This is a genomic window from Streptomyces sp. NPDC015661 (assembly GCF_043077765.1).
GTDB lineage: Bacteria > Actinomycetota > Actinomycetes > Streptomycetales > Streptomycetaceae > Streptomyces.
Map to the genome: position 1 here is coordinate 45,695 of NZ_JBIBST010000002.1, position 26,076 is coordinate 71,770.

The 26,076-nt window shown below is 71.5% G+C and carries 27 protein-coding genes; 9 read left to right on the forward strand and 18 right to left on the reverse strand.

Annotation, left to right across the window (positions count from 1 at the left end; translation table 11 throughout):
* Window positions 1–24 precede the first annotated feature (24 nt).
* Genes ACF07V_RS04640 through ACF07V_RS04690 form a run of 11 tightly spaced genes read right to left on the reverse strand, consistent with a single transcriptional unit; the run spans window position 25 to window position 10,762 of the window.
* Window positions 25–819 (reverse strand): hypothetical protein, encoded by a 795-nt coding sequence (locus ACF07V_RS04640; protein ID WP_392151420.1) that lies wholly within the window; start codon window positions 817–819, stop codon window positions 25–27.
* Window positions 816–1,328: a hypothetical protein gene (locus ACF07V_RS04645; protein ID WP_392151421.1), complete on the reverse strand. Its 513-nt coding sequence runs from the start codon at window positions 1,326–1,328 to the stop codon at window positions 816–818. The genes ACF07V_RS04640 and ACF07V_RS04645 overlap by 4 nt, the downstream gene beginning before the upstream one ends.
* A complete protein-coding gene (locus ACF07V_RS04650; protein WP_392151422.1) occupies window positions 1,325–2,599 on the reverse strand; it encodes an MCE family protein in 1,275 nt (424 codons plus the stop codon). The genes ACF07V_RS04645 and ACF07V_RS04650 overlap by 4 nt, the downstream gene beginning before the upstream one ends.
* A complete protein-coding gene (locus ACF07V_RS04655) occupies window positions 2,596–3,807 on the reverse strand; it encodes an MCE family protein (protein ID WP_392151423.1) in 1,212 nt (403 codons plus the stop codon). Before ACF07V_RS04655 ends, ACF07V_RS04650 begins: the two co-directional genes overlap by 4 nt.
* A complete protein-coding gene (locus tag ACF07V_RS04660) occupies window positions 3,804–4,829 on the reverse strand; it encodes an MCE family protein (protein WP_392151424.1) in 1,026 nt (341 codons plus the stop codon). The genes ACF07V_RS04655 and ACF07V_RS04660 overlap by 4 nt, the downstream gene beginning before the upstream one ends.
* Window positions 4,826–5,875: an MCE family protein gene (locus tag ACF07V_RS04665; protein WP_392151425.1), complete on the reverse strand. Its 1,050-nt coding sequence runs from the start codon at window positions 5,873–5,875 to the stop codon at window positions 4,826–4,828. Before ACF07V_RS04665 ends, ACF07V_RS04660 begins: the two co-directional genes overlap by 4 nt.
* Window positions 5,872–6,927 (reverse strand): MCE family protein, encoded by a 1,056-nt coding sequence (locus ACF07V_RS04670; RefSeq protein WP_392151426.1) that lies wholly within the window; start codon window positions 6,925–6,927, stop codon window positions 5,872–5,874. Before ACF07V_RS04670 ends, ACF07V_RS04665 begins: the two co-directional genes overlap by 4 nt.
* Entirely contained in the window at window positions 6,924–8,177 is a 1,254-nt protein-coding gene (locus tag ACF07V_RS04675; RefSeq protein ID WP_392151427.1) for an MCE family protein, read from the reverse strand. Before ACF07V_RS04675 ends, ACF07V_RS04670 begins: the two co-directional genes overlap by 4 nt.
* A gap of 1 nt (window position 8,178) precedes the next feature.
* Complete coding sequence (locus tag ACF07V_RS04680; RefSeq protein ID WP_392151428.1) at window positions 8,179–8,985, reverse strand: MlaE family ABC transporter permease; 807 nt, start codon at window positions 8,983–8,985, stop codon at window positions 8,179–8,181.
* 5 nt (window positions 8,986–8,990) lie between these two features.
* Window positions 8,991–9,755: an MlaE family ABC transporter permease gene (locus tag ACF07V_RS04685; protein WP_392151429.1), complete on the reverse strand. Its 765-nt coding sequence runs from the start codon at window positions 9,753–9,755 to the stop codon at window positions 8,991–8,993.
* Complete coding sequence (locus ACF07V_RS04690) at window positions 9,752–10,762, reverse strand: ABC transporter ATP-binding protein (protein WP_392151430.1); 1,011 nt, start codon at window positions 10,760–10,762, stop codon at window positions 9,752–9,754. Before ACF07V_RS04690 ends, ACF07V_RS04685 begins: the two co-directional genes overlap by 4 nt.
* A 574-nt stretch (window positions 10,763–11,336) precedes the next feature.
* Here ACF07V_RS04690 and ACF07V_RS04695 point away from each other — a divergent pair.
* The 4 genes from ACF07V_RS04695 to ACF07V_RS04710 all read left to right on the forward strand — a co-directional run bounded on the left by ACF07V_RS04695 (window position 11,337) and on the right by ACF07V_RS04710 (window position 16,134).
* Window positions 11,337–11,972, forward strand: a complete 636-nt coding sequence (locus ACF07V_RS04695) for a hypothetical protein (RefSeq protein ID WP_392151431.1) — start codon at window positions 11,337–11,339, stop codon at window positions 11,970–11,972.
* Between the two features lie 121 nt (window positions 11,973–12,093).
* Window positions 12,094–13,722 carry a DUF6801 domain-containing protein gene (locus ACF07V_RS04700; protein ID WP_392151432.1) on the forward strand — a complete coding sequence of 543 codons (1,629 nt, stop codon included), beginning with the start codon at window positions 12,094–12,096 and terminating at the stop codon, window positions 13,720–13,722.
* Between the two features lie 43 nt (window positions 13,723–13,765).
* On the forward strand, window positions 13,766–14,707 hold the full coding sequence (locus ACF07V_RS04705; RefSeq protein ID WP_392151433.1) for a hypothetical protein: 942 nt from the start codon (window positions 13,766–13,768) through the stop codon (window positions 14,705–14,707).
* Between the two features lie 215 nt (window positions 14,708–14,922).
* Window positions 14,923–16,134, forward strand: a complete 1,212-nt coding sequence (locus tag ACF07V_RS04710; protein WP_392151434.1) for a helix-turn-helix domain-containing protein — start codon at window positions 14,923–14,925, stop codon at window positions 16,132–16,134.
* 31 nt (window positions 16,135–16,165) lie between these two features.
* Here the strand turns inward: ACF07V_RS04710 and ACF07V_RS04715 are convergent, their stop codons facing one another.
* Complete coding sequence (locus tag ACF07V_RS04715; protein WP_392152348.1) at window positions 16,166–16,648, reverse strand: winged helix-turn-helix transcriptional regulator; 483 nt, start codon at window positions 16,646–16,648, stop codon at window positions 16,166–16,168.
* An 87-nt stretch (window positions 16,649–16,735) separates the two neighbouring features.
* Between ACF07V_RS04715 and ACF07V_RS04720 the strand changes: the two genes are divergently transcribed.
* Both ACF07V_RS04720 and ACF07V_RS04725 read left to right on the forward strand, forming a co-directional pair.
* Complete coding sequence (locus tag ACF07V_RS04720) at window positions 16,736–17,446, forward strand: SDR family oxidoreductase (protein WP_392151435.1); 711 nt, start codon at window positions 16,736–16,738, stop codon at window positions 17,444–17,446.
* Window positions 17,447–17,483: 37 nt separating this feature from the next.
* The gene (locus ACF07V_RS04725; protein WP_392151436.1) at window positions 17,484–17,909 is read left to right on the forward strand and encodes a tautomerase family protein; all 426 of its coding nucleotides are present in this window, start codon (window positions 17,484–17,486) and stop codon (window positions 17,907–17,909) included.
* Here ACF07V_RS04725 and ACF07V_RS04730 read toward each other — a convergent pair.
* Window positions 17,903–19,408, reverse strand: a complete 1,506-nt coding sequence (locus ACF07V_RS04730; protein WP_392151437.1) for a long-chain fatty acid--CoA ligase — start codon at window positions 19,406–19,408, stop codon at window positions 17,903–17,905. The two genes, ACF07V_RS04725 and ACF07V_RS04730, sit on opposite strands and share 7 nt — an antisense overlap.
* Window positions 19,409–19,568: 160 nt before the next feature.
* Here ACF07V_RS04730 and ACF07V_RS04735 point away from each other — a divergent pair, with 160 nt between their 5' ends.
* Window positions 19,569–20,720, forward strand: a complete 1,152-nt coding sequence (locus tag ACF07V_RS04735) for a PucR family transcriptional regulator (RefSeq protein ID WP_392151438.1) — start codon at window positions 19,569–19,571, stop codon at window positions 20,718–20,720.
* A 1-nt stretch (window position 20,721) separates the two neighbouring features.
* Here the strand turns inward: ACF07V_RS04735 and ACF07V_RS04740 are convergent, their stop codons facing one another.
* The 4 genes from ACF07V_RS04740 to ACF07V_RS04755 all read right to left on the reverse strand — a co-directional run bounded on the left by ACF07V_RS04740 (window position 20,722) and on the right by ACF07V_RS04755 (window position 23,545).
* Window positions 20,722–21,174, reverse strand: a complete 453-nt coding sequence (locus ACF07V_RS04740; RefSeq protein ID WP_392151439.1) for a DUF5709 domain-containing protein — start codon at window positions 21,172–21,174, stop codon at window positions 20,722–20,724.
* Between the two features lie 46 nt (window positions 21,175–21,220).
* Window positions 21,221–21,388, reverse strand: coding sequence for a hypothetical protein (locus ACF07V_RS04745; RefSeq protein ID WP_392151440.1), 168 nt, complete (start codon window positions 21,386–21,388; stop codon window positions 21,221–21,223).
* A gap of 259 nt (window positions 21,389–21,647) precedes the next feature.
* Window positions 21,648–22,175 (reverse strand): hypothetical protein, encoded by a 528-nt coding sequence (locus ACF07V_RS04750; RefSeq protein ID WP_392151441.1) that lies wholly within the window; start codon window positions 22,173–22,175, stop codon window positions 21,648–21,650.
* A 104-nt stretch (window positions 22,176–22,279) separates the two neighbouring features.
* Window positions 22,280–23,545 (reverse strand): NADH:flavin oxidoreductase/NADH oxidase family protein, encoded by a 1,266-nt coding sequence (locus ACF07V_RS04755; protein ID WP_392151442.1) that lies wholly within the window; start codon window positions 23,543–23,545, stop codon window positions 22,280–22,282.
* 94 nt (window positions 23,546–23,639) lie between these two features.
* On the opposite strand from ACF07V_RS04755, the gene ACF07V_RS04760 reads away from it, so the two are divergent.
* Window positions 23,640–24,239: a TetR/AcrR family transcriptional regulator gene (locus tag ACF07V_RS04760; protein ID WP_392151443.1), complete on the forward strand. Its 600-nt coding sequence runs from the start codon at window positions 23,640–23,642 to the stop codon at window positions 24,237–24,239.
* A 42-nt stretch (window positions 24,240–24,281) separates the two neighbouring features.
* Window positions 24,282–25,394, forward strand: a complete 1,113-nt coding sequence (locus ACF07V_RS04765) for an ABC transporter substrate-binding protein (protein ID WP_392151444.1) — start codon at window positions 24,282–24,284, stop codon at window positions 25,392–25,394.
* 44 nt (window positions 25,395–25,438) lie between these two features.
* On the opposite strand, the gene ACF07V_RS04770 is transcribed toward ACF07V_RS04765, so the two are convergent.
* On the reverse strand, window positions 25,439–26,005 hold the full coding sequence (locus tag ACF07V_RS04770; protein ID WP_392151445.1) for a GNAT family N-acetyltransferase: 567 nt from the start codon (window positions 26,003–26,005) through the stop codon (window positions 25,439–25,441).
* Between the last annotated feature and the right edge of the window lie 71 nt (window positions 26,006–26,076).

Below are 26,076 nucleotides of genomic sequence, written 5' to 3' on the forward strand. Positions count from 1 at the left end.
GCTTCTCCTGTCTCCCGCTCATCGTCAGCGGGCCTTGATGTCGACGATCAGCCACCGGTCCCCGCGGTACTCGGCGGTGACGGTGAGTTGGGCCGCGGCGGAGGTGGCGGCGGCCTTGTCCCGGCGAGAGCGCTGGTCGAGGAACACGAGGAGGCGCGCGCTGTCCCCGTCGAGTTCGATCACTCCGGTGCGGACGGTCTGGGTGGAGAGGGTGATGCGCTGCTCGAGCAGGTGCGCGCGGACCTGGGCGAGCAGGTCGGCGTACTGGCGGGCGGCGCGCCCCGCGAGGACGGTGCGGGCGGAGCGTTCGGCGGCGTCCGTGTTCGCCGCCGTGTAGGAGAAGACCCGGGCGAGTCCTTCGGCGACGTCGCCGCTCACCCGGGTCGTGTTCTCGGTGTCGGTGAGCGCGTGGTTGCGCGCCGACGGGGTGGAGCGGAGCTGGTGGGCGGCGTGGAAGAACCCGCTGCCGCCGAGGAGGAGGACGGTGAGGGCGGCGGCGAGGGCGCCCTTTCGCCACGCGCCGGCGGATCGGCGTCCGGTTGTGCCGGTGGTCCCGGTCGCGTCCCCGTCCGTGACCGACGTCGTCTCCGGCCGGTCGTCGCCGTCGGCCTCCGGTGTTTCTCCGCCGACGGCCTCCGGTGTTTCTCCGCCGTCGGCCTCCGGTATCTCTCCCCCGTTGGTCTCCGGTGTCTCTCCCCCGACGGGCTCCGTTGCCTCTCCCCCGTCGGTCTCCGGTGTCTCTCCCCCGACGGGCTCCGTTGCCTCTCCCCCGTCGGTTTCCGTGTCCCCTGCGGTCTCCTCGCGCAGCAGTCGCGTCATCGGTTCCCGTCCTCCGCTCCGGCGACCGGCACCGCGCTCAGTGCCGCGACCCTCCAGGTGTTCTCGTCCGTGCGGGTCAGGACGGCCTCCAGGCGTTTGCGGTCGGTGGTGGCGGTCGCGGCGCCGCGCGGGGTGACGTCGACGCGTACGGTCGCGATGAGTTTCGCCGTACCGGCCCTCGGGTCGAGGGCGGTGAGCGCGGCCTCGGTGACCGTGGCGCGTGCCGAGGCGCCGACCGCGGGTGCGGTGCGGCCGAGTTCGGTGCGGAGCGGTCCGGTGGAGGCCTCGCGCCAGGCCCGGATGCCCGCTTCGGCGCGTTCGCGGGTCGAGGCGTCGAGGGTGTTCAGGACGGTGATGCGGCTGCGGCCTTCGGCGAGGGCGGTGTCGCGTTCCCGGCTGAAGGCGAGCTCCTCGTCGGTGCGGGCCTGGGCGTAGGTCCAGGCTCCGGTCCCGCAGAAGCCGAGGGCGACGACGAGGGCGCCGGTGACCAGGGCCTTCCCCCGCTTCATCGGGTGCTCCCGGTGCTCAGGCCGAGGAGTCCGGCCATGTCCGTCGGCGTGCCGGTCTCGCCGGGCAGGGCGAGCGCGCCCGGCAGGGCCTGGTGCGTGTCGCCGGTGGTGCGCGCGCTGCCGGAGGGCAGGGAGCCGGGCCGGGCCGGGGTGGGTACGCGGCCGCTCCCGGGGGCGTGGGCCGAGCCGCGTACGGCGATGCCGGTGGAGGCCGGGGACGTGCAGGCGGCTCGGGTGTTGAGGGCGGGCGCGGTCCCAAGATCGAGTCCGTTGCGGTAGCGCGTACCGCCGTAGCCGGAGGTGCACGGCAGTGGTGTGAAGAAGGTGACGGCCATGCCGAAGTTCACGTGTCCTCCGTCGACGGTGGTGGCTCCCGCCGAGACGGCCGCCGGGAACTTCACGAGGAGTTCCTCCGTGCCGCGTTGCCGGGTCACGGCGATCTCCGAGGTGGTGAGGAGGTTGGCGAGGACGACGCCGAGGCTCGGGTCGAGGTCGCGCAGGAGGCCGCTGACCTGGCCGGTCGCGTCGGGGGTGACGGCGAGGAGGCGGCGCAGGTCGGCGTCGGAGCCCTTGAGGGTGGCGGCCAGGTCGCGGGCGCCGGTGGCGAAGTCCCGGATGGCGCGGCTCTCGTCGGCCTGGGTGCGCAGGACGACCTCGCCGTCGTCGATGAGCCGGGTGGTGGCCGGCAGGGACCGGTCGGCGGCCTGGACGAATCTGCTGCCGTTGTCGAGGAGGACCTGGAGGTCGTCGCCGTGTCCCTCGAAGGCCTTGCCGAGTTCGTCGACGACCGTGCGCAGGGAGTCGAGGGGTACGGAGCGGGTGAGGTCGTTCACGCTCGAGAGGACGTCGGTGACGGGCGCCGGCACCTCGGTGTCGGACTGTTCGATGCGGGCGCCGTCGGCGAGGAAGGGTGCGCCGTCGCTCTCGGGGCGGAGGTCGATGTACTGCTCGCCGACGGCGGAGAGTCCGGCGACCACGGCGCGGGCGTCGGCGGGGATCCGGGGCGCCGACTTCTTGATGCGCAGTTCGGCGACGACTCCGTCGGCGGTGAGGTCGATGGCGCCGACGCGGCCCACGGAGACGCCCCGGTAGGTGACGTCGGAGTGGGTGAAGAGACCTCCCGTACGGGCGAGGTGGACGCGGACGGTGTAGTGGTCGGCGACGCCGGCGTAGCGGCCGAGGTCGGCGTAGCGGATGCCGACGAAGCCGAGGACGAGTACGGCGATGACGAGGAACGCGAGGTTCTTCAGTCGGATCGTGCGGGTGATCACCGGTTCTCGCCTCCGTCCTTGGGTGTGGTGCCCGTCGTGACCGGGGGCAGGGGCAGCGCCGGTCGCGGGTTCCGCGGGGTGTCCTTCGTTCCGGTGCGCTGCTGGGCGGTCGGCTCCGGGGCCGACGGGCTGGGGGTCGGGGTGGGTTCGGCCCTGGGGATCAGGGGCGGGACGACCTCGGTGCCCGGGGCGGCGGCGAGGTGGAGGTAGGTGTTGAGGTAGTCGCCCTTGATGCCGCGCATCACTTCGTCGGTGAAGGGATAGGTGAGGAGCACCTGGAGTGATGCGGGCAGGTCGGCTCCGGCGTCCGCGAGCGCGGTGAGGGTCGGTGCGAGGGCCTTGAGGTCGGCGATCATGTCCTTCTTGCTGGCGTCGACGGTGGAGACGGCGACGCCGGAGAGGGTGTCGAGGGCGCGCAGCATGGTCAGCAGGGAGCCTCGCTGGTGTTCCAGGGTCTTCAGGCCGGGCGAGAGGCCGGTGAGGACGGTGTCGACGTCCTTCTTGCGGCCGGCGAGGGTGGCGGAGAGCCGGTTGACGCCGTCGAGGGCGCGGGTGATGTCGCCGCGGTGCGCGTCGAGGTTCGTCACCAGGGTGTTCACGCGGTTCAGCATCGAGCGGACCTCGGGTTCGCGGCCGCCGAGCGCCGCGTTGAGTTCCCGGGTGATGGTCTTGAGCTGGTTGACGCCGCCGCCGTTGAGGAGCAGCGACAGCGCGCCGAACACCTCCTCGACCTCCGTGTTGCGGCTGGTGCGCGCGAGCGGGATGACGCTGCCGTCGGTGAGGCGGGCGCCGGTGTCCTTCCGCGGGGCGACGAGCTGGATGTACTTCTCGCCGAGGAGGCTCGATTGTTCCAGCCGTGCCCCGGCGTCGGCGGGGAGCCGGACGTCGCCGTTGATCTTCAGGGTGACGCGGGCGGACCAGGTACCGGTGCCGAGTTCGATGGCGGTGACGCGGCCGACGGCGACGTCGTTGACCTTGACCGCGGACTGCGGGACGAGGCTCAGTACGTCGTCGAGTTCGGCGGTGACGGTGTAGGGGTGGGGGCCGAGGTCGGCGCCGCCGGGCAGCGGCAGGTTCTCGATGCCGTCGAAGCGGACGGGGTGCGCGGGGATCGCGCCGAGGACGACGGCGAGTCCGAGGCCGAGGGCGACGGCTCCGACGGCGCCGGCCCCGACGGCCCTCCGGGAGGGCAGGGAGTCCCGGTTCACCGCTCCCCCTCTCCGGTGCTCGCCGACGAGGCTCCGGTGACCGGCAGGGGCAGCAGGGGTCCGCCCATGCTGATCTCGTTGAGGTCGGCGCGGCCGTCGAGGGTGCGGGTGTCCGGGTTGTAGGCGTTGACGACGTTGCCGGCGGCGAGCGGGGCGACGTCGAGTGCTTCCGCGAGGGAGGCCCGCTGGTCGACGAGGGTCTGGGTGAGGGGGACGAGCCGGTCGACGTTCTTCTTCAGCTCACCGCGGTTGTCCTTGATGAAGGTCTTGACCTGGGCGAGGGCCTTGCCGAGTTCCTTCAGGGCGCCGGCGAGGTCCTCCTTGTTCTCGGCGAAGTAGCCGACGACCTCGTCGAGGCGTTCCTGCGCGGTGCGGACGTCGCCGTCCCTCTTCTTCAGCATGGTGGTGAAGGTCTGGAGTTGGCCGAGGGTGGTGAACAGGTTCTCGCTGCTGCCGTCGAGGGTCTTGGCGGCCTTGCCGAACTGTTCGATGGAGGTGCCGATGGCCGTGCCGTTGCCCTTGAGGTTCTTCGCCCCGGTGTCCAGGAGTGCGGAGAGGGCTCCGGCGGAGTTGGCGCCGTCGGGGCCGAGCGCCTTGCTCAGTTCGGTGATCGAGTCGTAGAGCTGGTCGATCTCGACGGGGGTGCGGTTGCGCGAGGCGGGCAGCTGGGCGCCGTCGGCGAGGGCGGGGCCGGTGCTGTAGGCGGGGGTGAGCTGGACGTACCGGTCGGCGACGATGCTCGGGGCGACGACGAGGGCCCGGGCGTCGGCGGGGACGCGGACGCCTTCGTCGAGGCGGAGTTCGACGCGGACCCGGGTGCCCTGCGGCTCCACGGATTCCACCTCTCCCACGCGTACGCCGAGGACGCGGAGGTCGGATCCGGCGTAGATGCCGACCGCCCGGTCGAACCAGGCCGTGACGCGGATGCCGTCGTCGTCGAGGACGCGGACGGCGACGAGGCCGCAGGCCGCGAGCACCGTGAGGGCGAGCCCGGCGACGAGGGGTTTTCTGGGCTTGGTCATCGTTCACCGCTCCCCTTGGCCGTCGCCGTCTGTTTCGGCGGCAGGCATCCGGTCTTGGGCTGCGAGGCCTCGGGCAGATAGGTGCGGGGCACCACGCCGCACAGGTAGCTGTCGAACCAGCGGCCGCTGCCGAGCGTGTTGCCGACGAGCCGGTAGTACGGGCCGATGAGCGCCAGTGTCTTGTCGAGCTGGCCGCTGTTCTTCTCCAGGACGCCGGTGACGCGGCTGAGGGCCTTCAGGGTGGGGCCGAGCTGCCGTTTGTTGTCGCCGACGAGGCCGCTGAGCTCGGTGCCCAGGTCCCTGCTTCCCTTGAGGAGTGCGCGGATGGCCTCGCGGCGCTTCCTGAGCTCCCCGAGCAGCGAGCCGCCGTCCTCGATGAGGATCTCGAAGCTGGACTTCTTGTCCTGCAGGGTCTTGGTGAACTTCTTGCTGTTCTCCAGGAGCCGGGCGAGCTCGGTGTCGCGCTTGGAGACGGACTTCGACAGCTCGGACAGACCGGTGGCGGCGTTCCGTACGTGCGGCGGGCTGTTCTTGAAGGTGTCGGAGATCGTCTCGAAGCTCTCCGCGAGCTTCTCGGTGTCGATGGCGTCGACGGTGCCGCTGAGGTCCTCGAAGGCCTGCGTCACGTCGTACGGGGAGGTGGTGCGGGACTGCGGGATGCGGGTGCCGGGGTCCTGCGGGGCGGAGCCCAGCGGGTCGAGTGCCAGGTACTTCTCACCGAGGAGGGTCTTGATGGCGATGGCGGCGGTGGAGCGGTCGCCGATCCAGGCGTCGCCGACCTCGAACGTCACCTTGACCCTGGGGCCGTCGAGGGCGACCTCGGTGACCTTGCCGACCTTGACCCCGGCGATGCGGACCTCGTCGCCGGCGTCGAGTCCGGCGGCCTCGGTGAAGTCGGCGCTGTAGGCGGTGTCGCCGCCGACGAGGGGCAGCCGTTCCACGTTGTACGCCAGGACGGTCATGAGGGCGAGGACCACGAGGCCGACGAGGGCGACGGCGACGGGGCTGCGTTCCTTGACCGGCTTGATCCGGCCGAGCGGGCTCATCCGCGGCACCTCGCCTCGGTCACGGCGATGCCGGTCGGCGGCTTGGAGCCGTCGGAGGTTCCCACGCCGCTCACGCGTGCCTCGCAGAGGTAGAGGTTGAACCACGATCCGTACGAGGAGAGCCGGGCCAGGGCCGTCATCTTGCCGGGGGTGTGGGCGAGGAAGGTCTCGATGGCGGGGGTGTGGTCGCCCAGGGTGCCCGAGAGCCGGCCGAGTTCGCGGATGTCCTTCTTGAGGGGGGCGCGTCCCTCCTGGAGGAGTCCGGCGGTCGTCGTGGTGAGGTCGCCGATGGCCTTGACCGCCTCGCCGAGGGGTTTGCGGTCGGTGTTGAAGCCGGTGACGAGTTTCTGGAGGGTGACGACGAGGTCCCCGAAGGCGGCCTCGCGGTTGTTGAGGGTGGTGAGGACCGTGTTGAGGTGGGTGACGACCTCGCCGATGACCTTGTCCTTGGCGGCCACGGTCTTGGTGAGGGAGCCGATGTGCCGCAGGAGGCTGTCGACGGTTCCGCTCTCGCCCTGGAGGACCTGCACGAGCGAGCCGGCGAGATCGTTGACGTCGGCGGGCGAGAGTCCCTCGAACAGGGGCTTGAAGCCGTTGAACAGCAGGGTCAGGTCGAGTGCGGGTGTGGTGCGGTCGAGCGGGATGGTGTCACCCGCGTTCAGGGTGCCGGTCAGGTCGCCGGTGCCCCGGCCGAGGGAGACGTACCGCTGCCCGACCATGTTGAGGTACTTCACGGCGGCGGTCGCCGACCGGGGCAGGGTGCGGTCCTCGCGGACCGTGAAGGTGACCTGGGCGGTGCGCCGCTGGACGACGCGCACGTCGGTCACCTCGCCCACCTTCACTCCGGCGATGCGCACGGAGTCGCCCTCGGCGAGCCCGGTGACGTCGGTGAACAGCGCCTTGTACGTGCGGGTGGCGGAGCCGACCCCGGTGTTGGCGATGCTGAAGCCGAGGACGGTGGTGGCGAGCGCCGTGACCAGGACGAACGCGAGGGACTTCAGGACGGTCCCGGTCAGGCCGCGTCGTCGCGTGGCGGAGGGCCGTGTCGTCATCGGAGGGTCACCTCCGCGCCGCGGAACGCCGGGCCGGCGAGCAGGCTGCTCCAGTCCGGCAGGTCGCCGGGCCGCTTCTTCGCCGCGGGGGCGAGGAGTTCGTTGACGAGGTCGTTCTCCTGCGGGGAGTTGGCGGGCCCGAGGTGCTGCTCGGCCGCGGCGGAGGCCCGCGCGGCGGGTGCGGCCGGGACGCCGAGGTAGGGCACGGGGTAGCAGTGGGGGCCGCCGCCCGATCCGTACGAGGGCGTGTCGCGGCCGGGGACGTAGGCACCGCGCGAGGGGACGGTGGTCACCTCGACGTGCAGTCCGGGCTGGTTCGTGCCCTTGCCGAGGGCCTTGTCCATCGCGGGCACGAACTGGGCGAGGGTGCGCAGGGTGCAGGGGAAGGACGGGGAGTACTCGGCGAGCAGTTCCAGGGTGGGCCTGCCGGTGGCGCTGAGGCGGATGATGTTGTTCTTGTTCTGCCGGAGGAAGGCGGTCATGTCCTGTGCCGTGCGGGTGGTGGCGCCGAAGGTTCCGGCCAACTCGCCCTCCTTCTCGGCGAGGGTGCCGCTGGTCCTGGTGAAGTCGGTGAGCGCGGTGACGATGTCCGGGGCGGCGTCCGCGTAGAGGTGGCTGACCTTCACGAGCTCTTTCAGGTCGCGGGTGAGGGCGGGCAGGTGCGGGTTGAACTCACGGAGGTGGGCGTCGAGTTGGGCGAGCGTCTCGCCGAGCTTGTCGCCGCGTCCTTCGAGGGCGCGGGAGACGGCGGAGAGGGTCGCCGACAGTTTCTGCGGCTGGACGGCCGTGAGCAGGGGCAGGACGTCGTCGAGGACCTGCTGGAGCTCCACGGCGTTGCTCGACCGGTCCTCGGGGATGACGTCTCCGGGTCCGAGCGCCCGGGCGGAGGGGGTCACGGGCGGCACGAGGGCCACGAAGCGTTCGCCGAAGAGGGTCGTGGGCAGCATCTGCGCGCGGACGTCGGAGGGGACGTGGCTCAGGGTTCCGGGCCGCATGGCGAGGGTGAGCCGGGCTCCGCCGTCGGTGGCGTCGATGGCGCGGACCTCGCCGACGACGACGCCGCGGAGTTTCACCTCGGCTCCGAGGTGCATCTCGTTGCCGACGCTGCCGGTCTCGACGGTGATCGGGTCGGAGTCGGTGAAGCGCTTGTCGTAGACGGCGACCGCGAGGGAGGCGAGCAGGACGGGTACGAGCAGGAAGACGACGCCGGCGAACCGGCGGCGGACGGTCTCGGCACGTGAGTCGCTCATCTCACCCCGCCACCTTCACGGTCGTGGTCGCGCCCCAGAGGGCCAGGGACAGGAAGAAGTCGGTGACGCTGATCAGCACGATGGCGTTGCGTACGGAGCGGCCGACGGCGATGCCGACGCCTGCGGGGCCGCCGGTGGCCCGGAAGCCGTAGTAGCAGTGGGCGATGATCACCATCACGCTGAAGATCAGCACCTTCAGCACCGAGAGGAGGACGTCCGTCGGTGACAGGAAGAGGTTGAAGTAGTGGTCGTAGGTCCCCTGGGACTGGCCGTTGAAGAGGACCGTGACGTAGCGGGAGGCCAGGTAGGAGGAGAGCAGGCCGATCGCGTAGAGCGGGACGATGGCGACGACGCCCGCGATGATGCGGGTGGTGACCAGGTACGGCATGGAGCGGATGCCCATGCCTTCGAGGGCGTCGACCTCTTCGTTGATGCGCATGGCGCCGAGCTGGGCGGTGAATCCGGCGCCGACGGTGGCGGAGAGCGCGAGTCCGGCGACGAGCGGGGCGATCTCGCGGGTGTTGAAGTACGCGGACACGAATCCGGTGAAGGCGGCGGTGCCGATCTGTTCGAGGGCCGCGTAGCCCTGGAGGCCGACGACGGTTCCGGTGAACAGCGTCATCGCGATCATGACGCCGATGGTGCCGCCGATGACGCCGAGGCCGCCGGAGCCGAAGGCGACCTCGGCGAGCAGCCGTTGCACCTCCTTGAGGTAGCGGCGCAGCGTGCGCGGGATCCAGAGCAGGGCGCGGACGTAGAACAGGAGCTGGTCACCGGACCGGTCGAGCCATACGAAAGGGGAGGCCATCGGTCTCAGCCTCCCTTCGGCGGGACGATCTGCAGGTAGATGCCCGTGAGCACCATGTTCACGAAGAACAGCAGCATGAAGGTGATGACGACGGACTGGTTGACGGCGTCGCCGACGCCTTTGGGTCCGCCGCGGGGGTTGAGCCCCCGGTAGGCGGCGACGATGCCGGCGATGAACCCGAAGATCAGGGCCTTGAGTTCGCTGATGTAGAGGTCGGGCAGCTGGGCGAGGGCGGAGAAGCTGGAGAGGTACGCGCCGGGGGTGCCGCCCTGGAGGACGATGTTGAAGAAGTAGCCGCCCAGGGTGCCGACGACGGAGACCATGCCGTTGAGGAGCACGGCGACCGCCATGGTGGCGAGGACGCGCGGGACGACCAGGCGCTGGACGGGCGAGACGCCCATGACCTCCATGGCGTCGAGCTCCTCCCGGATCTTGCGGGAGCCGAGGTCGGCGCAGATGGCGGAGCCGCCGGCGCCGGCGATCAGGAGGGCCACGATGAGCGGGCCGGCCTGCTGGATGACGGCGAGGACGCTGGCACCGCCGGTGAACGACTGGGCTCCCAGCTGCTGGGTGAGGGAGCCGACCTGGAGGGCGATGACGGCGCCGAACGGGATGGAGACGAGTGCGGCGGGCAGGATGGTGACGCTCGCGACGAACCAGAACTGCTCGATGAACTCGCGGAACTGGAAGGGGCGCCGGAAGACGGCCCTGCTCACCTCGGCGGCGAGGGCGAAGAGGCGGCCGGTCTGCCGCAGGGCGCCGGTGATCACGAGCCGCTCCCGGTGGCCGGCATGGTCAGGGTGGGTGCGGCGGCGGTCCGCGCGTAGGTGTCGCGGATGGCGGCGCGGGCGGCGGGCGGCAGCTGGTCGAGCATGCCGAGGACGCGCTCCCGGCGCCGGGTGACGGCCGCGCGGGGCGGCAGCCCCGGGGACGGTTCCAGCTGCGGGACGATGACGCGGGGCGCGGTCGCGTGGCCGGCCGGGTTGTCCGCCTCGGCGGCGAGGAGGGCGGCGTCCTTCTCCTCGGACATGCCGATGGGTCCTTCGCGGCGGCCGGCGAGGAACTGGGTCACGACCGGTTCGTCACTGGTGAGGAGGACCTCGCGGGGCCCGAAGGTGACGAGCCTGCGCCGGAAGAACATCCCCATGTTGTCGGGGACGGTGGCGGCGATGTCGAGGTTGTGGGTGACGATGAGCATCGTGGCGTCGATCCGCGCGTTGAGGTCGATGAGCAGCTGGGACAGGTAGGCGGTGCGGACCGGGTCGAGTCCGGAGTCCGGCTCGTCGCACAGCACGATCTGCGGGTCCAGCACGAGCGCGCGGGCGAGTCCGGCGCGCTTGCGCATGCCTCCGCTGATCTCGCCCGGCAGCTTGTCCTCCGCGCCGAGCAGACCGACGAGTTCGATCCGTTCCATGACGATCCGCCGGATCTCGGACTCCCGCTTGCGGGTGTGCTCGCGCAGCGGGAAGGCGATGTTGTCGAAGAGGCTCATGGAGCCGAACAGGGCGCCGTCCTGGAACATGAGGCCGAAGAGCTTCCGGGTCTCGTAGATGTCCCGTTCCGGGCTGCTGACCATGTCGACACCGTTGATGAGGACACGGCCCTGCTGGGGTTTCAGCAGTCCGATGAGCGATTTCAGGAAGACCGTCTTTCCGGTACCGGAAGGGCCGAGCATGACGCTGACCTCTCCGGCCGGCAGGGTCAGTGACACGTCCTGCCAGATGTTCTGCTTGCCGAAGGACATGGTCAGCCCCTCAACGACTACTTCGATTCCCATCCCACCTCCAGCAGGCGTGCGTCGGGTGTGCGCCGCGGGCGCACGTTAAGGCGGTGCGGATCACCCGGACAATAGGCGGGCGTCACATTCCTTGATCCGGCCCCGTATTTGTCACCACGGAGACAAGGTCGGGATCGACTTTTGTCTCCGTGGAGACACAGAGCTGCGCCGACCTGCGAGGGTGCGCCGCCCCGGGAACGCTACGGCCGAGTAACCTCTCGCGGCAATAGCCGATTCCGAGTTTTCCCGACAGGAAATCAAACGGCGGAACATTTATCAGGCGGGAGACAGTTCGGCCCCACCGCTTATCACCGGGGAGAGTGTCGGGCCACCCCGGCGATCGATCAGAATTGTCGACATTACGCACCCGGGAACCAAGGGGATTCACGCCATCGCTCACCCACTTGACAGGCATTTCGACATCTCCAAAGAATCATGGACTGCGCCATTGTTCAGCTAAGTTTCCCGCAAGTAACGTCTGGTTTCGCGGCCGAGAAATGTCGGGCCGCCGGCCGCTCGACCCCCACCGCGGCCACCCCTCTGCCGGTCAATCCCCAAGGAGAGTCCCAGAGCCATGAAGAAGCCCATCAGAAAGCTCGCCGTCGTCGCCGGAGCCGCCTCGGCCGCGTTCGCCCTGGCCGTGAGCCCCGCGTCGGCGGTGGCGTCCACGGTCTGGACCGTCAGCCCGTCGCCGGCCAGCATCACCGCGGTCAACAGCGGGAACATCGTCCTCAGCGTCAACGGCATCGCCATGACGTGTACGAAGTCGAACGGTTCCGGCACGGGGCAGAGCACCACCGGCAACCCGGCGACCGTGGGCACCATCAACTCCATCGCCTTCGGCGTCAGCGGCACGCCCTGCACCAGCGTGCTGGGCCCCGTGACCGCCGTCCCCGCCACCCCCTGGACGATCGTGGCGCAGGACTACACCGCCTCGACGGGCGTCACCAAGGGCTACGTCGGCAACGTCGACGCCACGGTGACCGTCGGCGCCTGTGTCTTCCGGGTGACGGGCAAGGCGTCCAGCACGTACACCAACTCGACGGGCGCGCTGGCCGTCAACAGCGTCTCCGGCGAGCTGACCGTCGTCTCGTCGAGCGGCTGCGGTTCGGCCGTCCCGGTCGGCGCCAAGCCCACCTTCAAGGGCACCTACCTCTTCAAGGTGGCGGGCACCACGACCATCCCGACGATCGTCGGCTCCAACCCGTAAGGACGCAGAAACCCGCGTCCGTCCGGCCGGCGACCCCGGCCGGGCGGACGCGGGCCTGTGCGCGCGCCCTTCGCCGGCCCCCTTCCCCACCGGCGCACGAACGACCCGAGCGGAGCAGCAGATGAGAGGCCCCGGGCCCACCCCTCGACCTTCCCGTATCCGCGCGAGCGGCGCGACGATCGCCGCGTTCGTGGCGCTCGCCCCCCTGCTCCCGGCGGCAGCCGTCGCCGTCGGGACGCTGAAGGTCGACACCGCGCTGCCCTACGTCTGCGCCCTGCCGTCCGGACAGCAGCCGGCGACGGTGCGGATCACGGCGGCCTTCCCCGACCGGGCGGCCCCCGGCGAGGAGATCAGGCCCACCGGCGTCACCACGACGGTGGAACTCCCGGCCGCGGCCGGCCTCACCGCGCCCCTGGGCTCCACCGTACGGGCGGAAACCCGGCTCACGGTCGACGTGGCCCAGAACGAGCAGCGCGCGCAGACCACATGGAACGGGACGGCGCAGTCCCTCGACGTCCCGGCCGAGGGGCCTCTCGTGCTCACCACGACCGGCGACGTGCCCACGCTGACGACGGGCACGGCCGGCGATCTGACCCTCACCGCCGCGGGCCTCACCCTCGATCTCGCCCCGAGCACGGACGCCGGCGCACCCACCACCCCCACGTCCGTCTCCGTCACCTGCACCCCGGGCCGGGACGCGGAGGGCCGGACCCTGCTGGCCACGGTCCCGGTCGGCGCCGACACCGGCACCGGGGAACCGAGCACCCCTCCGCCGCCGTCGGCCCCTTCGGCGTCCCCTTCCTCCTCCCCTTCCCGCGGGCCGTCCTCCCCCTCGGGACGGACGGTCCCGGTGAGGCCGGGAACGGCCAACGGCCACAACCCGAAGGGCCCGCGGATCGGTCAGCAGGCGGACAGGGGCAGGGGCCTGACGGTGACCGACGAGGACACACCCGGCACCCCGGCGGGCCGACCCGCAGCACCACCCTGCGTCACCGAGGCACCGACCCCCACCTCGCTGTCGGCGTACATCACCGGTTACTCCAACGTGCGCAAGCTGAACGGCGCCACCGTCATTCCGGTGTCCTGCGTCCTGATCGAGCAGGGCCAGCCGGAATTCGTCATCCGGCCGGACGGAAGCATGCACCTCCTCACTCCGTCGACGGGCAACCTCTCCTACCGGGGGCGCAAACAGACCCCGCCGTTCAAGGCCACCTTCCTGACGTTCGGCTTCGCGCCGGCCACGGCCACCATGGTCCTGGAGCAGACGGGGCCCCTGACCGTCGACTCGGACGTCCTGCTGGTCTTCCCCGACAACCTCTCGGAGACGTACATCCGCGCCCCCTTCGTGCTGCGCGTCCTCGATGTCCGGGTGAACGGCACCCGGCTGGACGTCGGGCCCGACTGCCGCACCGAGAGGCCGCTCACCTCCCCCGAGCCCGACCCCGTCAAGTACCCCGGGGACCACCTCGTGCTCCTGGGCAAGGGACAGCTCCTCAACGGCACGGACGCGACCGGTTACCTCCTCACCGGCGGCGGGCCGCTCTCCGGCGAGGTGTCCATCCCCGCCTTCAAGGGTTGCGGGGCCGGCGGCGAGAACCTCGACCGGCTCCTGACCGCGTCCATCTCCGGCCCCGGCAACCACATCAAGCAGATCCAGGGTCAGACCTGCGCCGTCGGCGTCGACGTGCCCACCGACGGCCAGTGCACCGAGGACCGCCAGCCGTACGTGGTCCCCAAGCCCGAACGCTGAACAGACCGCCCTGTCCCCCTCTCCCCGACGGAAGGCATCCGCCATGTCCCTCGTCTCCTCCCGCACGAGACTCGCCACCCTCTCCGCGTTGACCGCTCTCGGCGCCTTCGTCTCCGTCGGCACGGCGACCGCGGCCGCACCGCAGCTGAACGGCAGCTGGGCCCCGTTCGACCGCTGCCCCGTCGACGCCCCCGCGATCGTCGCCGCCGACGGTCTCGACAAGGCGCCGCAGTGCGTGTCGTCCTCCTCGGCCGGAGGCTCCATCAAGCTCGGGAACACGACCGTCGTCACCGGCAGGACGAACCTCCAGATCGGCGTGATCCAGAACGCCGACGGCACCAACACCGTCGTCGCCCCGCCCGCCGGCTCGATCATCACGGACTCCGCCACCGTCCCCGGCGGCCTGCTCGGCCTGATGTGTCCGAGCGACATCCCGTTCATCACCGACATCTGCCGACAGCTGTCCGACGCCGACCTCAACAGGATCACCGCCACCATGGAATCGGTCGGCACGCCCTCGAACTTCGATCAGATCGCGGGCGTTCTCACCGACATGCCGATCGTGACCATCCCGGTCCGGATCCACCTGGAGAACCCCTTCCTCGGCAGCAACTGCTACATCGGGACGAAGTCCAATCCGATCCTGCTGCGCCCGAGCAACAAGACCGCGCCGGACTTCTCCGTCGACCGCTACTCCGGCGACGGCACCCCGAACGAGGAAGGCGACATGAGCCGCCTCAACCTCCTCGGCTCCACCCAGGTCGACACCACCTTCGCCGTCCCCGGTGCCAGCGGCTGCGGCCTGGGGCTCGGTCTGGTCAACGGCGCGGTCAACCTCAAGACGGGGCTGCCCTCCGCCGCCGGCCGCAACAGCCTCACCCTCAACAACACCCAGACGTATCTGACCGGTCTCTACGCCCCCGGCGTGATCGCCCCCGACGCCGGCAAGGTCTTCTCGCAGAACTGGCACTCGGCCGTCAGGTAACGGCCACCCAAGGGCGATTCCCGGCCTAGTCAGGCGGCACACGGGCCCCCGGACCGCCAACTCTTGCGCAAGTTGTGTACAGCACACAGCAGTTGATTTAGCTTCAGCAGTCCCCGTTGGTACGCACCTGACGGCCGGGGCGGCGCCCACCCCACGAGGGAGGGCGCCGCACCGCCGCTCCCCACCGGTCGCGCAGGAGAGCAAGGGATCGGCCCATGCCCGCTATGGCACAGTCACCGAACATCGGCGAGCCGCTCGACCCGCTCCCCAGGGAGTTCGCCGACCTGATGAGGCCGGAGATCCCGGGCCTCATCAAGGAGATCGGCGTGGAGGTCCAGCGGACCTATCCCGTCTACGCCCATCTCTTCAATGGACCGCACTCGGACGCCATCCGCCAGGGCGTGGAACAGGCCCTGGCGGCCTTCGTGGAACGGGTCGCCGCCCCGGGCACGAAGTCGGTCCTCCGGGACGAGCTGCTGCGCAAGTTCGGCCGCGTGGAGGCCTACGAGGGCCGCGACCTCGACTGCTTACAGGGCGCCTACCGTCTCGGGGCCCGCATCGCGCTGCGCCGGGCCAAGAGCATCGGCCGCACCTACAACCTCTCCCCCACCCTCATCCTGGCCTTCGCGGACGCCCTCTTCGCGTACGTCGAGGAGCTCGAAGCCCTGTCCCGCGAGGGCTACGTCATGGCCCAGGCCCGCGCGGTGTCCGACGTGGCGGCACGGAGAAGACAGTTACTCCACCTCGTCGTCGCGGGTCCGCCACTGCCCCGGGCGACGATCGCCGAGCTGTGCCAGGAGGCCTCCTGGCAGCTCCCCGCCGAATGCACCCTGGTGGCCCTCCGTCCCCCGGTCGCCGAGCTCGTCCAGGCGGGTCTCGACCGGGACGTCCTGGCCGACCTCAGCCTTCCCCAGCCGCACCTGCTCATCCCGGGGCCGCTCACCCCGCAGCGCCTCGCGATGCTCGAATCCGCCCTGGCCGGCACTCCCGCCGTCGTCGGCCTGACCGTGCCGCCGGCGCAGGCCGCGCACTCGATCCGCTGGGCCCGGCGCGTACTGCAACTCATCGACGACGGCATCGTGGCGAACGCGCCCCTCGTGCGCTGCGAGGAGCACCTGACAACGTTGTGGCTGCTGTCCGATCCGGCCCTCACGGCGCATCTCGCCGCGCGTGAACTGGCCCCGCTCGACGACCTTTCCGGTACCCGGCGCGAGCGGCTGATCGAGACCCTGCGCGTCCACATCTCCACGCGCGCCCCCGCCGAACAGGTCGGCGAGATGCTGGGCGTGCACGCGCAGACGGTCCGCTACCGCCTGCGGAACCTGGACAACCACTTCGGCGACCGGCTCCTCGATCCCGACCACCGGTTCGCCCTCGAAGCGGCCCTGCGCTCGCTGCACCTCCACGGCAGGAAGCGCGCGGACTGAGCCCCGTACAGCTCCTCGCGCCGCGCCGGCGTCAGTCGCGACGCCAGTCGGGGTGCAGACGGATCTCGATGTCGTCGGACGACGGATCGGGCGCCGGGTCGGCGGTCACGCGCACGCTCAGCGGGCGGCCGCTCCCGGCTTCGACGAAGGCCAGCGGCGGACGGCCGTCCTGCAGGTACGCGTCCCCCCACCGGACGAGCGACAGGAAGACCGGCAGCAGGTCCTCGCCCGCCTCGGTGAGCCGGTACTCGTCGCGGGCCCGCTTGCCCGGCTCCTGGTAGGGAGTGCGCGCCACGACCCCGGCCGACTCCAGCTGCTTGAGCGCGCGGGAGACCGAGGGCGCGGAGGTGCCGATCCTCACCACGAAGTCCTCGAACCTGGTCGTGCCGTAGAAGCACTCCCGTACGACCATGAAGACCGTCCGGGTGCTCAGCAGGTCGAGCACCCGGCCGGCCGAGCACCCGTCGCCGATCGACCACGTGTCCCGGTCGCTCAGTCTCTTCTCGAAGCTCATCGCCACCGGCCCATTGTAACTAATGCTTGCGTTACTCAGCCCCGACGTGCTTGCATCTGACTAACGAGGTCGTTATCCAGATGGGAAGTGAGTGTCGTGGTGACGGTGGCGGGCAAGGTGGTCGTGGTGACCGGCGGGCGGCGAGGACTGGGCGCCGCGCTCGTCGACGAGGTCCTGGCACGCGGGGCGAGCAAGGTGTACTCCACCGCCCGCTCGGCCTACGTCGACGAGCGCCCGCGGGTGGTGACCACCGTGCTCGACGTCCGCTCGGCCGAGTCGGTCGCCGCCCTCGCGGAGCTCGCCCCGGACGCCGGGATCGTGTTCAACAACGCCGGGGTCCTGCTGCCCGCGCCGCTGCTCACGGGCGACTTCGAGCAGACGGCCGAGACCTTCGACGTCAACGTCTTCGGACCGTTGCGGGTGGCGCGGGCGTTCGCCCCCGTCCTCGCCGCGAACGGCGGCGGAGCGCTGGTGAACATGCACTCCGTACTGTCGTGGTTGGCGGGCAGCGGAGCGTACGGGGCCTCCAAGGCGGCGGCCTGGTCGCTCACGAACTCGCTCCGGCTCGAACTCGCGCCGCAGCACACGCACGTCGTCGGCGTGCACGCCGGATTCATCGACACCGACATGGTGTCCGCCCTCGACCGGAGCAAGGCCAAGCCCGCCGACGTCGCCGCGCGGATCGTCGACGGCCTGGAGGCCGGGGCCGTCGAGGTGCTCGCCGACGACGTCAGCATCACCGTGAAGTCCGCGCTGTCCGGGCCCGTGGAACACCTGACGTTCCCGGCCGCCGGCTGACCACCCCGCACCCCCGACCGAGGAGCCACGAACCGCCATGCCCCTGTGGACCGTTCACCACACGCCGGGAATCTTCTCCGCCGACGAGAAGCACCGGCTCGCCTCGTCCGTCGCCGACCATTACGAGAAGGCCGGCCTGCCCCGCTTCTATGTGGTCACCCTGTTCCAGGAGACCCGGCCCGAGGACTTCTACGTCGGCGGGGAGCCCGCCCAGGTCGGGGTCCGCATCACCATCGACCACATCGCCCGGCGCAACCCCGACGAGGAGAGCAGGCGCCGGACGGCCCGCTGGATCAGGGAGATGGTGCGCCCCCACCTCGAACGGCACGCCGGGCTCCACTGGGAGTTCCACGTCGACGAGACCAGCGAGGAGCTCTGGATGATCAACGGGCTCGTTCCTCCGCCCGGCGGCTCCGACACGGAGCGGCTCTGGGCGGAGGAGAACAGGGCGACCGCCTACTGACCCGGCTCGCCGGAGGCCGCGGGCACGGTGATCTCCCTCTTGAGGATCTTGCCGCTCGGCCCCAGCGGCAGCGCGTCCACGAGCCACACCCTGCGCGGGTACTTGTAGGCGGCCACGCGGTCCTTGACGTACTCCCGCAGTTCCTCGGGGGCGGCTTCCGCCCCGGGGCGCAGCACGACCGCGGCCGCGACCTCCTCGCCGAGCTCGGGGTGCGGGAATCCCACCACCGCGGCGAGGGCGACGGCCGGGTGCTCGTGCAGCACCTCCTCGATCTCGCGCGGGTAGACGTTGTAGCCGCCGCGGATGATCATGTCCTTCTTGCGGTCGACGACGTAGAGGTAGCCGTCCTCGTCGGCGCGGGCGAGGTCGCCGCTGCGGAGCCAGCCGTCGGGGATGGCCGCTTCCGTCTCCTGCGGGCGGTTCCAGTAACCCTTCATCAGGTTGGGTCCGCGGACGGACAGTTCGCCGACCTCGCCGGGGGCCACGTCCTGGCCCTTGTCGTCGAGGAGCCGCACCTCGACGTCCCGGATGGGGGTGCCGATGGAGCCGGCCTTGCGCGGCCGGTCGGGGTGGTTGAACGTGACCACCGGGCTGGTCTCGGACATGCCGAAGCCCTCCAGGACCGGACAGCCGAAGCGCCGCTCGAAGCCGTGGAGGATCTCCACCGGCAGCGAGGCGCCGCCGGAGATGCACATCCGCAGCGTCGACACGTCCGCGTCCGCGGGGTGCTGGAGCAGCGCCGCGTACATGGTCGGCACGCCCTCGAAGACGGTGGCCCGCTCGCGGGCGACGGCCGCGAGGACGGCTCCGGGCTCGAAGCGCGGGATGAGGACGAGGGAGGCGCCGCTGCGGACGGCGGCGCTCATGGTGCAGATCTGGCCGAAGATGTGGAACAGCGGCAGACAGCCCACCACCACGTCCTCCGGGGTCATCTCCTGGATGTGGACGCTGTTGACCTCGGTGTTGTGCCGCAGGCCGGCGTGGGTGAGGACGGCGCCCTTGGGGCGGCCGGTGGTGCCGGAGGTGTACAGCAGGACGGCCATGTCCTCGTCGTCCGTGTCGGCGACCTCGGGCAGCGGCTCCCGCCCGGCCAGCGCCGCGGCGAACGCGAGGGGCTCGACGGCCGTGTGCCGCACACCCGCCGCGGCCGCCCCCTGAGCGCCCTCGCCCGGAGCCTGGTGCCACTCGAAGAGCCACACCGCGCCGGAGTCGGCGAGGTGGAACTCGCTCTCCCGGGTCTTCAGCAGCGGGTTCATCGGGACGACGACCGCTCCGGCACGCAGCACGCCGTAGTACAGGACGACGAACTCGGGAACGTTCGGCAGCATCAGCGCGACCCGGTCACCCGGCCGGACGCCCTCGGACCTGAGCAGAGCGGCGGCGCGGGCGCTGCTCTCGTCCAGCTCCGCGTAGCTGATGACCCGCTCCCCCAGGCGCAGCGCGGGACGCTCGGGCTGCCGCGCAGCCGTCTCCACGAGGAACCCTGCCAGATTGGCCATGACCTGCCTCCGTTACACGGCATCATCGAATGTTTACATCGTCGACATACTGCCGTCGTATGCACGACCGGCCTATGGCCGGTGCGACAACGCATGACGTTCGGGTTTGTCCCTGACCACAATGTGACCGCGTTAAGCTGCGGGAATGATCCTTTCGGGCGTGGCCGCGACGCTTCAGGCAGGGCTTCCGGAACTCGGCGAGCGCATGGCACTGCGCATCCGTGCGGAGGTGGAGGCGTACGAGGACGAGTCGCTGATCCCGCTGGACTCCCTGCGCCGCTCCTGTACCGCCAACGCGGACCTGATCCTCACCCACCTCCGTCTCGGCGGCACTCCGGACGCGAGTTCGGCCCGGGACACGGGTCGGCTGCGGGCGGAGCAGGGGGTACCGCTGGCGGACACCCTCCACGCGTACCGGATCGGCTCGCAGCTCCTGTGGACGGAGATCCTCGCCGAGGCCCGCACCCGCCCGGAGATCTCCGTCGACCTCCTGCTGTCGGAGTCGACGGAGTTCTGGGCGCTGTCCGGTCTGTACGCCGAGTCCGTGGCGGTGGCCTACCGGGAGGCGGCCGCCGAGCTCACCTCGCAGGGACAGGCACGTCGGTCCGCCCTGGTGGAGGCGCTGTTCACCGGGATCGTCACCGATCGCACGCTGTGGGAGACCGCGCGCGAACTGGAGCTGCCCGAGCACGGGCCCTACGCGGTCGCCGCGGCGAAGGCCGCCACGCCGGGCGAGGAACCGCTCACCGGGGCGGAGGCGGCGCTGCGCCAGGCGAACCTTCCGTCCGCCTGGAGGCTCCTGCCGGACCAGCAGCTCGCTCTGATCGCCCTGCCCACGCCGGCGGCGGAGGCCACGTGTCTGCGCATCCTGCGCCGCACACGCGCCCGTGTGGGCTTCAGTCCACGCTTCCAGTCGTTGCGGGACACACCGCAGGCCCTGCGCTTCGCGCGTCTCGCCCTGGCCGGGCTCGAAGGCACCGGCCCCGGTGTGGCCCGCTTCGACGACAATCCGCTGGCCATGGTCGTCGCCGCGGCTCCGGCCGAGGCCGCGCACCTGATGGACGTGGTGCTCCGGCCGGTGCTCGATCTCCCTGCCGCGGAGCGGTCCCGTCTGCTGCGCACCCTGGAGCACTGGTTCGCCGCCGCCGGCTCGGCCGCCGGCGCGGCCCGAAGCCTCTTCGTGCACCCCAACACCGTGCGCTACCGCCTGCGGCGCGTCGAGGAACTGACGGGCCGCTCCCTCGCCGACCCGCGCGCGGCCGCGGACTTCGGCGCGGCGCTCCTGGCGGTCCGCGATCCGAAGGCCGGTTGAGTCACTCCACGTCGATGATGTGCATCGCGGCTTCCTCGGCGGACGCGGCACCGCCGTCGATGCCGAGGTCCCGGGCGTTCAGTTCCGAGCTGATGGCGTGCGCGCCCTCGTCCTCGGACATCAGTCGGCCCGCGCGCCGGCCGCCGACCTGGTCGTCCAGGAGCTCGCCGTCGGTGTCCGTCGAGTCGCCGATGCCGTCGCCATCGAGGAGGGACGGCTCCGGCTCCTCCTCCGCCAGGCGCTCGTCGAGGGATTCGCCCCGCTGCCGTTCGGCCGCGGTCTCGCCCGTGTGCTCGGCCCCGAGGGGCCGTTCCGGCGGCGAGTACCCCGCGTCGAGCGGGTCGCCGACCGGTCCTTCGAGGGTGTCCTCGTAGTCCAGGACACCCGCGTCGTCCTGGACTTCGCTGCCGTCGGGCTGGTAGACGTCATCGCCCCACGTTTCCGTGTCGGTCATGTGGAACTCCGTTCCTCACCAGATCCACGACGGCTCTCGCCCGGCTTCACTCCTCCCGTTGGAAGTCGGCCTCCGCCCGCTCGTCGTCGAGGTCGGACTGGGCCTGTGCGTACAGGTCGTGCACGAAACTCCGAGCGGCCTCGGGCGCGATGCCGACGCCGAGCCGGAGCAACCGACCCGTCCACTGGCCGAGTGGGTCTTCGGGTTCGGTCATGACGCCTCCTGAGGGGGAGTGCGGTCGAGTCCGGGCCGTATCGGATGCGTGGCGGGTCAGGACGGGACCGGCCGGTCCGCCTTGGCTTCGCGGCCCTGCCGGGAGTCGATGGTCGACCCGCACGACGAGCATGCGGAGCGGGGGCGTCCGTGTCCGGGCCCCGCCCGTTCCTGACGCGGGTCGCCTTCTACGGGCGTCGAATCCCTGTTCTCCCTTCCATGGTCCCCGCCTCGGGTGCAAACGCAACCCGATGCGCCGGCTAGTCCAGCCACCGCCGCAGCAGTTCCTCGCGCTGCGACGCGCGCGGCGACCCGCCCTCCCAGGCGCGCCCCCACTCCGACATCGCCGCGAGCGTCGTGGCCATCGTCGCGGCGCCCTCCGTGAGGCGGGACAGGAGGGCGCGGGAGAGCTCGACCTCGGCCGGCGAGTAGCCGACGGCCGCGGCCACGTAGGCCTTCAGCTCGTACGCGCCGTCACCCGACTCCAGGCCCAGCGTCATCATCGGCGGGGCCTCCCCCGTGCGGCCCGGGCCCAAGGTCATGGCCAGGTTCATCACCACGTCCAGGGCCACGTCCGTGACGACGCCGACCTGCCGCTTCAAGGACTTCACGGGAACGTCCGCCACCGTGAGGGCGCGTACGTCCTCCCACAGATGGAGGCCGGACTGCCCGTCGCCGAGGGCCACCACACCGTCGGGCGTCAGGCGGACCCCAGGGGCCAGGCCGGAGGGCTTCGCGCCCACGTACACGTCGCCCTCGGCGATCCAGAACAGGCCCACCATGGCCATGGCTTGCTCACTTCCCCCGACGGCGCGCCCCGCCGCCGTGTCCCACGTCAAATGATCAGGTCGCCTTCCGGAACGCGTGCGAAGGCGGGGAAGTTCCCCCCCCTTTACCGGCTCGTGGCGAGCCAGGTGCGGTAGCCGCGCAGGGCCACCCGCTGCTTCCGGTACTCGGAGACGAGGGCGATCGCCGGGTGCGTACCGGGCCTGGGCTCACTGCCCCGGGCGAGCCGGCGCATCTGGTGGCGGACCTGCGCCATCCCGGCGGCCGAGGCGAGGGTCTTGTCCGACCAGCTCACCTGCGCGAGGCGCCGCTCGGCCTCGCGGTCGCTCCTCCAGCGGTCGGGCAGGTCCGGGGTGACGGCGAGGGCGGTTCCCATCCCGACGACCGCGACGCCGCTTTCGAGGACCTGCTCGGCCGTCGCGCGCCGGGTGATGCCGCCGGTGAGCATCAGCGGGATGGGGCTGGTCCTCACCAGGTCCTCGGCCAGGTCCAGGAAGTAGGCCTCGCGGGCGCGGGTGCGGTCGTCGGCGGGACGGCCGCCCCTCCCCCGGCCCTCGGCGGGACGGCCGGCCATCGCCGGGCTCTCGTAGCTGCCGCCGGACAGTTCGACCAGGTCCACGCCCAGCGGTGCGAGCAGCTCGATCACCTGGCGTGCGTCGTCGGCCTCGAAGCCGCCGCGCTGGAAGTCGGCGGAGTTGAGCTTCACCGCGACCGCGAAGGACGGCGAGACGGCGGCGCGGACCGCGCGGACGACGTCGAGGAGCATCCGGGCCCTGTTCTCCAGGGACCCGCCCCACTGGTCGGTCCGCTTGTTGACGAGCGGGGACAGGAACTGCGACAGCAGGTAGCCGTGCGCGGCATGGATCTCGACTCCGTCGAAGCCCGCCTGCTCGGCGCGGTGGGCGGTGACGGCGAACCGCGCCACGGTGTCCTCGATCTGCTGCGGGGTCATGGCGGTCGGCCGGCCGAACCGGCCGCTGTGCTTGCCCAGGTCGACGGCGACGTCGGACGGGCCCCACACGACGCCCGGCATGTCGGACGCCACCTGGCGGCCGGGGTGGTTGATCTGCATCCAGATCGCGCCGCCGCCGGACTTGCCGGCCTTCGCCCACTCGGCGAAGGGCTCCAGGGGCGCATGCTCGTCGAGCACGACTCCGCCGGGGCCGGTCAGCGCCTCGGCGTGCACCATCACGTTGCCGGTGATGAGCAGCCCGGTGCCGCCGGCGGCCCATCGGCGGTACAGGGTCAGCAGCCGCCGGTCGGGGAGCTGGCCGCCGCCGGCCATGTTCTCCTCCATGGCCGCCTTCGCGATGCGGTTGTCGAGCACCTGCCCCGAGCGCAGGGGCAGCGGCGAGAACAGCGCGCTGGTCATCCCGGTTCCCTCTTCCTTCTCCCTCACCTACGATGTGTGCACCACAAACATTAAGCCTCGATGTAAGCAGCGCAAACATAAAAGAGTGTGACCTATGTCGCAAACCGGTACGTATCACCACGGCGATCTGCGCGCCGCCTGCCTGCGCGCCGCGCGCGAACTCCTGGAGGAGGACGGCAGCGCGGGCCTTTCGCTGCGTGCGGTCGCCCGACGGGCGGGCGTGTCGGCCACGGCTCCCTACCGTCACTACGCCGACCGGGACGCGCTCGTCTCCGCGGTCGCCGCGGACGGCTACCGCGAACTCGCCCAGCACCTGGCCGAGGCCCACCCCGCGCCGTCGACTCCCGACGACCTGGCAGCCGTCGCCGTCGCCTACGTGCGCTTCGCCCTCGACCACCCCGCGCTGTTCCGGGCGATGTTCGCGGAGCCCTGCGATCCGACCAGCGAGGAGCGGGTCGCCGCGACCGCCGTCATCACGGAGTACGTCCGCGGCATGGTCCGCGAGGCGTTTCCCGGCGCGGACGGGACGGGTCCCCTCCCGACCACCGTGTGGGCCCTCGTCCACGGCCTGGCGTTCCTGCACCTCGACGGCAAGCTGGACGCCTCTTCCCCCGAGGTGGTCGCGGAACAGGTACGGGCCGCCGTGTCCGCCCTGTTCACCGCCTCACCGGCGCTGAGGGCCGCGAGCGGATAAGGGCTTGCCGAGGGCCCGGTGCGCATGGTTCCAATGAGCGCCATGAACACGCCACCCTCTCCGTCCGAAGCCCCTCACACGGACGGCTCGCCCGTCCGCCTCGGCGCCCTCGTACCGCTCACGCGTCCCGGCTGGGTCGAGGCGGGCACGCACCTGCTCGCCGGGCTCGACCTGGCCGTGCGCGAGGTCAACGACACGGGCGGGATCGACGGCCGTCCGGTGGAGCTCGTGGTCCGGGACACCGCGGCCGACCCCGAACGGGCCGCGGCGGCCGTGGACGAACTGGCGGGCCTCGGCGTGGCCGCCGTGGTGGGCGAGTACCACAGCGTCGTCGCCCGTGCCGCCGCCGCCCGGGCCGACGCCCTCGGCGTGCCGTTCCTGTGTTCGTCGGCGGTGCTCGACGCGCTGACCGAGGAGCCGACGGAGTGGGTCGCACGCCTTGCTCCGGCCCAGTCGCGCGGCTGGCGGATCTACGCGGACTTCCTCCTCGCCGCGGGCCGGCCCCGGATCGCCGTGGCGACCCAGCCGAGCGTCTACTGGGCGACCGGCACCCGCGTCCTGCGGGACCACCTCGCCTCCCGGGGCGGCAGCGTCGTCGAACTCGACGCGACCACGCTCACCCCCGACGCCCTGTGCGACGCGCTCGTCGACCACGGCGCCACGGCGCTTCTTCTCCTGGTCGGCAGCCCGGAGCCGGCGGTGCCGATCGTCCGGGCGGTACGGGGCGACCGGCGGCTCGCGGAGCTGCTGATCGGCGCTCCGGCCGGGCAGCCGGAGTTCGCGGAATGGGCCGCCGCGCTCGGCGAGGACGGCGCCGGGATCCCCTTCCTGCGCTATCGGCCCGAGCACTTCGGGCCGCTGGGCGAGCGCGTCGGGAAGGAGCTCGCCGAGCGGCTGGGCGAGGCGCCCTCCTTCGTCGCCTTCGAGGGCTGGGACACGATCACCGTCCTCGCCGAGGCGCTGCGCTCCCACGGCACGGACCGGTTGGTGGTCGCCGGGTCCTGGCCGCGCGTGACCGTCGAGGGCACACGCGGGCCGATCCGCTTCTCCCGCGCGCCGGGCATCGGCGTGTGGCAGTGGACGTGGGCGCCGATCCAGGTCGTCGACCGGGACCCCGTACACCCCGATCGGTTCCGGGTCCTCCACGCCGGCTGACCGGGCACGGAGCCGGCGGCGGATCCGCCGAAGCCGGGAGGACGTCAGGCGCTCGCGCGCCGTATGTGCAGGTGGCCGTCGTGGGGGAAGGCGGGCGGCGACGCCGGCAGGATGCTGTCGAAGTCGTACCCGCCCTTCTGCGCGACCCGGCACGACGCCAGGTTGTCCACCTGGTGCAGGAGTTCGAGGCGCTCGAGCCCGTCGGCTGCGAAGGTGTCGAAGGCCCAGCCGGTGAGGGCCGCCAAGGAGCGGGAGGCCACTCCCCGCCCACGGGCGCGCGCCGCGGTCCAGTAGCCCACCTCCGCCGCCGGCCTGCCGGGGGCGGCGTCCTTGAGGACCACGCTGCCCACCAGCCGTCCGCCGGCCGAATCCCCTTGTTCCTCGAGGACGGCGAAGCCCAACCGGTCTCCCCCTGCCCAGTCCTGTTGCCGGGTCCGCACCCACTGCGCCCCCTGGGCCTCGTCGTCCACGACGGAACTCGCCCACAGGCTCAGTCCTGGATCCCGGCTCACCTGGACCAGTGCGGCGACGTCCTCCGGGCGCCAGGGGCGGAGGACGAGAGCGGGGGAGGCCGGCGTCGCGGCCACGTGCAGTACGACGGGGGCATTCATGAACTGATCATAGTCAGCGGCCTTTTCACCCGCTCCGGGGCGGCGAGGCCGGGCCGGGCCCCGACGCTCGC